The sequence below is a fragment of the candidate division TA06 bacterium genome, assembly GCA_016208585.1.
GTDB lineage: Bacteria > Edwardsbacteria > AC1 > AC1 > EtOH8 > UBA5202.
Window position 1 is genome coordinate 1 of sequence record JACQXR010000137.1, and the last position, 6,058, is coordinate 6,058.

7 protein-coding genes are annotated in these 6,058 nt (G+C 55.8%); all 7 read left to right on the forward strand.

The features are described 5' to 3' along the window. Positions 1-55: 55 nt before the first annotated feature. Positions 56-352: a DUF1232 domain-containing protein gene (locus HY768_10135; protein MBI4727554.1), complete on the forward strand. Its 297-nt coding sequence runs from the start codon at positions 56-58 to the stop codon at positions 350-352. Between the two features lie 32 nt (positions 353-384). After that, entirely contained in the window at positions 385-1,689 is a 1,305-nt protein-coding gene (locus tag HY768_10140; GenBank protein MBI4727555.1) for a DUF853 family protein, read from the forward strand. 49 nt (positions 1,690-1,738) lie between these two features. Then, the gene (locus tag HY768_10145; GenBank protein MBI4727556.1) at positions 1,739-1,852 is read left to right on the forward strand and encodes a DUF853 family protein; all 114 of its coding nucleotides are present in this window, start codon (positions 1,739-1,741) and stop codon (positions 1,850-1,852) included. Between the two features lie 222 nt (positions 1,853-2,074). Further along, positions 2,075-2,383: a DUF4416 family protein gene (locus HY768_10150; GenBank protein ID MBI4727557.1), complete on the forward strand. Its 309-nt coding sequence runs from the start codon at positions 2,075-2,077 to the stop codon at positions 2,381-2,383. Next, on the forward strand, positions 2,323-2,526 hold the full coding sequence (locus HY768_10155; protein MBI4727558.1) for a DUF4416 family protein: 204 nt from the start codon (positions 2,323-2,325) through the stop codon (positions 2,524-2,526). Before HY768_10150 ends, HY768_10155 begins: the two co-directional genes overlap by 61 nt. Positions 2,527-2,612: 86 nt before the next feature. Then, positions 2,613-3,053 carry a hypothetical protein gene (locus HY768_10160; GenBank protein ID MBI4727559.1) on the forward strand — a complete coding sequence of 147 codons (441 nt, stop codon included), beginning with the start codon at positions 2,613-2,615 and terminating at the stop codon, positions 3,051-3,053. A gap of 14 nt (positions 3,054-3,067) precedes the next feature. Beyond that, a complete protein-coding gene (locus HY768_10165; GenBank protein MBI4727560.1) occupies positions 3,068-5,899 on the forward strand; it encodes a M1 family metallopeptidase in 2,832 nt (943 codons plus the stop codon). Positions 5,900-6,058 lie beyond the last annotated feature (159 nt).

Genomic DNA, 6,058 nt, shown 5'->3' on the forward strand with positions numbered 1-6,058 from the left:
ACCAAGAACGGGGAAGCCAGTTACAACAGATCAATAACTGGTTTCATCAAAGACCATGGCAAATGACATCAAAAAACCCGGATTTTTCCGCGAGCTGTTTGATGACTTCGGCGCTTTGGCTTCCATGCTCCGGGACTTCTTCAAAAAGCGTTATCCGGTTACGCCCGGGTGGACGCTGTTCGGAATAGCCGTGGTCCTGGTTTACATCGTCAATCCCCTGGACATCGTGCCCGATGCCATCCCCTTCGTCGGGGCCATAGACGATGCCGCCGTGGTGGGACTGGAATTGGCCTTGATGCACAAGGATCTGCATAAATACAGGCTGTGGCGGGACGGCAATAACCTGAAATAAATTTCACTATTTATAAACGGAGTCAACATTATATGTCCGCCAGACCAATATTGATCGCCAAAGGCGAGAAGGAGCTTCACCTTATTCCCCAGATGGCCAACCGCCACGGGCTGGTGGCCGGAGCCACCGGGACCGGCAAAACAGTCACCCTGCAAGCCATAGCCCAGGGCTTCAGCGGGATCGGCGTCCCGGTCTTCCTGGCTGACGTCAAGGGAGACTTGGCCGGCTTAAGCCAGGCCGGGGGACAGAATCCCAAAATAGCGGAGCGGGTAAAGACCTTAGGATTCAAAAGTTTCAGTTATGCGGCCTGCCCAGCGGTTTTTTGGGATGTCTTCGGCCAAAAGGGGCATCCGGCCCGGACCACCATCTCGGAAATGGGGCCCCTGCTGTTATTCCGGCTGTTGAATCTGAACGAAGTGCAGAGCGGGGTGCTTTCGCTGGTCTTCAAGATCGCCGCCGCCGACGGCCTGCTGCTTTTAGACCTGAAAGACCTGCGCTCCATGTTGCAGTATGCCGGGGACCATGCCTCCGAGTTCACCACCGAATACGGCAAGATCTCGGCCGCCAGCATCGGCACCACCCAGCGCTCGCTATTGGCGCTGGAGGAACAGGGCGCAGATCAGTTGTTCGGCGAGCCGGCCCTGAACCTTGACGACCTGATCCAGACCGATGAAAAGGGCCAGGGCGTGGTAAATATTTTAGCCGCCGACCGGCTGATGCAGTCGCCCAAGATGTATGCCACATTTTTATTGTGGCTGTTGTCCGAGCTGTTCGAGCAACTGCCGGAAATGGGCGACGCCGAAAAGCCCAAGCTGGTCTTTTTCTTTGACGAGGCCCACCTGTTGTTCGACGATGCCCCCCAAGCCCTGGTGGAAAAGATCGAGCAGGTGGTCCGGCTGATCCGCTCCAAGGGGGTGGGCATATACTTCGTCACCCAGAACCCCACCGACATTCCGGACAAGATCCTGGGCCAGCTGGGAGACAGGATTCAACACGCCCTGCGGGCTTTCAGCGCTAACGACCAGAAGGCGGTTAAGGCCGCGGCCCAGACCTTCAGGTCCAACCCGCAACTGGACATCGAATCGGCCATTACCCAGCTGGAGGTAGGCCAGGCGCTGGTTTCGCTGCTGGACGAGAAAGGCAGCCCGTCCATTACACAGAAAACCTACATCGTCCCCCCCGCCAGCCAGCTCGGCCCTATAGATGACGGACAACGGGAAAAGCTTATTAAGTCCTCGGCGCTTTTCGGCCATTACGAAAAGATGGTGGACCGGGAATCGGCCTACGAGCTGCTCAAGGCTAAGGCCGGAACAATCGGCCCAGGCCGCACCGGTTAATGTTCCCAAGACAACAGCCCGAACGGCCGCCCCACGGCAGCGCCAGAGCGTGGCCGAGGCCATGGTAAAAAGCGCGGCCCGGGCCGCAGCCAGCCAGGCCGGCCGCACCATAATCCGGGGAGTGCTGGGATCGATCTTCGGGGAAAGAAGGGGTCTATTTTAATCGAAAGAATTCCTCGAAGCTCGCTTCGGGGTTACCCCAAAGGGAAAGTATGAAAACCGCAGGTTTTCATACAGATGGTATCTACACGATAGATACCTCGCAGCTTGCTGCGGGGTAGTTCATTAAATGACTGACAATCAAAGATATACCAAAGAGCTTAACGACCTGTCCCTTTCATTGGCTCTTTGCAATTATAATTTTTCACTTTGCATTTTTTAGCCTATGTCCTTCCCTCATCAACCCCAGCCGGTAAAGTACTTCCTGGGCTTGATCTATAACGGCCAGGTCAGCCTTTGGGACCTGGAACGGGTGCTGCAAAACAGGTTCGATTTCATCGATCGCAAAAGCCCGGCGCTGGAATTCGACGGTTTCACCGACTATTACCAAAAAGAGATGGGCCAAACCTCTACCGCACCTGGTGGAGCCTGCACCGACTGCAAAGCCCGGATCGGCTGGCCGAGTTCAAGCTTTTGGCCAACGAGCTGGAGGACCAATACAGCCGGGAAGTCGAATCCCAAGGCCGGATTGTGAACATCGATCCCGGGTACCTGAACGAATCGCGGCTGGGGCTGGCCTCCTGCAAGGATTTCTCCCACCGCATCCACCTGGACCGGGGCGTCTTTGCCGAAACCACCCTGATCTACCAGGGCGACGGCTTTAAGCCGCTGGAATGAGCCTATCCCGATTACCAAAGCCCCGAAGCCCTGACATATTTTGAAACCCTTAAACAGGACTACCGCTGTCAGCTAAAAAGAGAAAAATGAGCCCGGAACAAATTTCACCGCCTGAGATACTTGAATGGTCGGTGCATCCCTTCGCCGAATCGCCCAAGCGGGCCGTGGTCGCAGTCTTGGCGCCGGTTATAACCTGCCTGTTGGTCTACCTTTGGATGCAGTCCTGGTTCTGGGTGGGCCTGGCCTTTCTGCTGATCATCTCTTCCGAGCTGCCTTTCTTTTTGAAGACCAGTTACCGTTTCGACGAAAAAGGCATCGCTCAGAAACGGGGCGGAGTGGTCCAGTCCCGGACCTGGGAACAGATTAAAAGCTATTATCCCGACCGCACCGGGGTGCTGGTCTCGCCCTTCCTTCAAAAAACCTGGCTGGAAAATTTCCGGGGCCTGTATCTGCAGTTTGGAAAGCACCGGGAAGAAGTTTTGTCGTACCTGGGTAAAAAGATACCCCAAGATAAACCCCCCTCTTAAAATCGGAGGTTCTTATGAAAAGATCATTGTCCCTGGTCCTGCTGGCCCTCTGCCTTTGGCCTTTGAACCTTTGGGCTTGGCAGCAGCGGGTAGCCTACCAGATAGAGGCCCGGCTCGATACTGCGGATCATTATTTGTACGCCAGCCAGAATCTGCGCTACTTCAATAATTCGCCGGACACGCTTAAATTCGTCTGGTTCCACCTGTATCCCAACGCTTACCGGGACCGCAACACTGATTTTGCCCGGGAAGCGAAGGAAGCCGGCAATTACAAATTCTGGCGCAGCGGACCAAAGGACAAAGGCTACATCGAACTAAACCAACTGTCCGCCGATGGGCAAGCCCTGGGCTACGAATACGGCCCTGATCTTACTGAGATCAAGGTCCCCTTGAACCGTCCGCTGGCCCCGGGCGAGTCCCTGGATTTCTTCATGGACTATAGGGTCAAGATCCCAAAAATATTCTCCCGGTTGGGACACGCCGGCGCCCATTACGAAATCTCGCAATGGTACCCCAAGATCGTGGTATACGACAGCCTGGGCTGGCATCCCGACGGATATCACTACAACGGCGAGTTCTACGGCGACTATGGCAGTTTTGATGTGGGGCTGACCCTTCCCCGGAACATGAAGATCGGGGCCACCGGCATTGAGCTGGTGAACCCCTATGACTCTTTGGACCTGTCTTCGGACTCAGGTTCCTACCGTTTCTTCTACGCCGATGATGTGCACGATTTTGCCTGGTGCGCCGACCCCGCCTATCAGGAGACCACCGAAACATACAAGGGCGTGGACATCAAGGTGCTCTGCCTGCCCAAGGATCGGAAAAAGTGGGCCAACGTGATGCAGTACTCCAAGGACGCCCTGGACTACTACGGCAGGTGGTACGGGGAATACCCCTACTCCACCCTGACCGTCTGCGACGGAGATATGGCGGCCGGCGGGGGCATGGAATACCCCAATCTGGTGATCATCTCCTCGGGCGAAGATAAGATCACCCGGTCCCTGGAGAATGTGGTGATGCACGAGATAGGCCACCAGTGGTTCTACGGCATCCTGGGTAACAACGAGATGGACGAGCCTTGGCTGGACGAAGGGATAAACAGTTTTTCCGAGGAACGGTATTTTGAGGAAAAGTACGGCCCCAAAGGGAATATGTGGGCAAAAAAGTTCCTGCAAAAGTTGATGCCGGAGTTCTCCGACCGTTATGTCGGATATTTCCTCTGTTATCTGTATGCCGCCAACAAGATGGAACAGCCTATCACCACCAAGGCTTGTTTGGTTGACGAGCAGGCTCAGTACGCCGTCACCGCTTACAAGAAGCCGGCCCTGATGATCTGGTGGCTGAAAGGCTTTTTGGGAGACAGCGCCTTTGATGCGGCCATGCAGGCTTATTGCCGGAAGTTCCGGTTCAAACATGTGAGCGCCGAAAACTTTCTGGCGGTGATGGATTCGGTTTCAGGCAAGAACGTCAGCCAGCCCCTGCGGGCCTGGCTGGGCAACGCCTCTCCGGTTGACTATTCCATAACCCAGGCGGCCCGAATCGGGGAGCAGGAATTTACCTATCTTTTCAAGCTGTCCCGCCGGGGAGACTTTAGGGTGCCGGTTAAATTCGAAGCCTGGGACGGGGTAAATAGATCCTATTATCTGGACTGGAGCGCCCAGCGTTCCGACACTAATTTCTACCTACAGATGGACGGTAAGTTGCAATGGGCGGCGCTGGACCCGAACCAGACGATACTGGAAATAAACCGCTGGAACAACCGCTGGCCCAGGAAGGTCAGTTACAGCGTTTTTCCCAGGCTTCCGGATTTCGGGGCCTATCGGATATTCGCCTTTCCCCTGCCCTGTTACGATGCGGTCAACGGGTTCCGGCTGGGGGTGATATCGCACGGCGCCTACCTGGCTGATGGCGACCCCATGATCGGAAAACATCAGTGGACCTTCTCGCCCTATTACGGTTTTAAGTCAAAACAGTTCAGTTATTCGGCCGGTTACCAGACGCCCATAACAGACCTGCTCCGCCCGCCCCGGATCTATGCTTCCGGCGGCAAGGCCTTTGACCTGCGTTGGGCAAGTGTGGGAGTGAAGCGCAACTGGGGCCGGTATCTGATGCAGGGACCTACCGAACGCTTTAACCTGAAACTGGAATACAACCAGATGGTGGATTACGGTTACAGATTCTGGGATGCCCGGGACATCATCCCGGCCAAGATCTTCATGCTGACCGGAGAAAGGGGTTATGCGACCAGCAATCCTTTTATAAGTTCCGACTTTCGCCTGGCCGCCACCCTGGGATACCTGGCCGAGCCGGCCTGGGACATCCGGAACTTCTTGCGGGCCGAGTTGGAATACCAGAACCGTTTCTATTTCCACAAATGGCTGCGGCCCAGCCTGCGGCTGTTTGCCGGAAGCATCCAGGGCCAGGCCCCAAAGCAGGAACAGTTCTTCCTTTCTGGAGCCTTCAAGTCCCAGGGGCTGGACGACCTGATCATCTCCTACCAGGGCGGGTTCTCGGCCCAGGAGCATTATCACATCGACGGCGGGGCCAACCTGCCGGGTTCCTACGGCCGGCACCTACACGGTAACGCGACTTTGGGCGCCAATCTCTCGGTTCCGGTCTGGCCGGGCTTTGTTTCGGTGTTCGGGGATGTGGGCTCGGTTAAGGACAGCTGGCAGGAGATGAAGGCCAAGTACCTGTATGCCGACGTCGGGGTAACCGTTTCCCTGGGCCCGGTGCGGGCCTTGTTCCCGCTGTGGATCAACCGACCGCTGGAAGGAGAGAAGCGCCTTGACTGGAAGAGGTGGAAAGTAGGCTTGGGCGGGTCGTTTGGGGTGAAGATGTAAGCGTTCATTGGTTATGTGTTTAGAGTTTATCCTTAAATAAGCTTTGGGTCAGCATAAACGAGCGAAAAGGCATGTGGTGAGCCTGTCGAACCATGCCAGACCAGGAACGCGAGTGAAGCGTATCCACAGCGATACGGTGAATGAGCGTGACGCAGTATG

Coding starts and splice junctions, on each gene's coding strand:
- HY768_10135 (MBI4727554.1), top strand. CDS start 56: ATGGCAAATGACATCAAAAAACCCGGATTTTTCCGCGAGCTGTTTGAT.
- HY768_10140 (MBI4727555.1), top strand. CDS start 385: ATGTCCGCCAGACCAATATTGATCGCCAAAGGCGAGAAGGAGCTTCAC.
- HY768_10150 (MBI4727557.1), top strand. CDS start 2,075: ATGTCCTTCCCTCATCAACCCCAGCCGGTAAAGTACTTCCTGGGCTTG.
- HY768_10160 (MBI4727559.1), top strand. CDS start 2,613: ATGAGCCCGGAACAAATTTCACCGCCTGAGATACTTGAATGGTCGGTG.
- HY768_10165 (MBI4727560.1), top strand. CDS start 3,068: ATGAAAAGATCATTGTCCCTGGTCCTGCTGGCCCTCTGCCTTTGGCCT.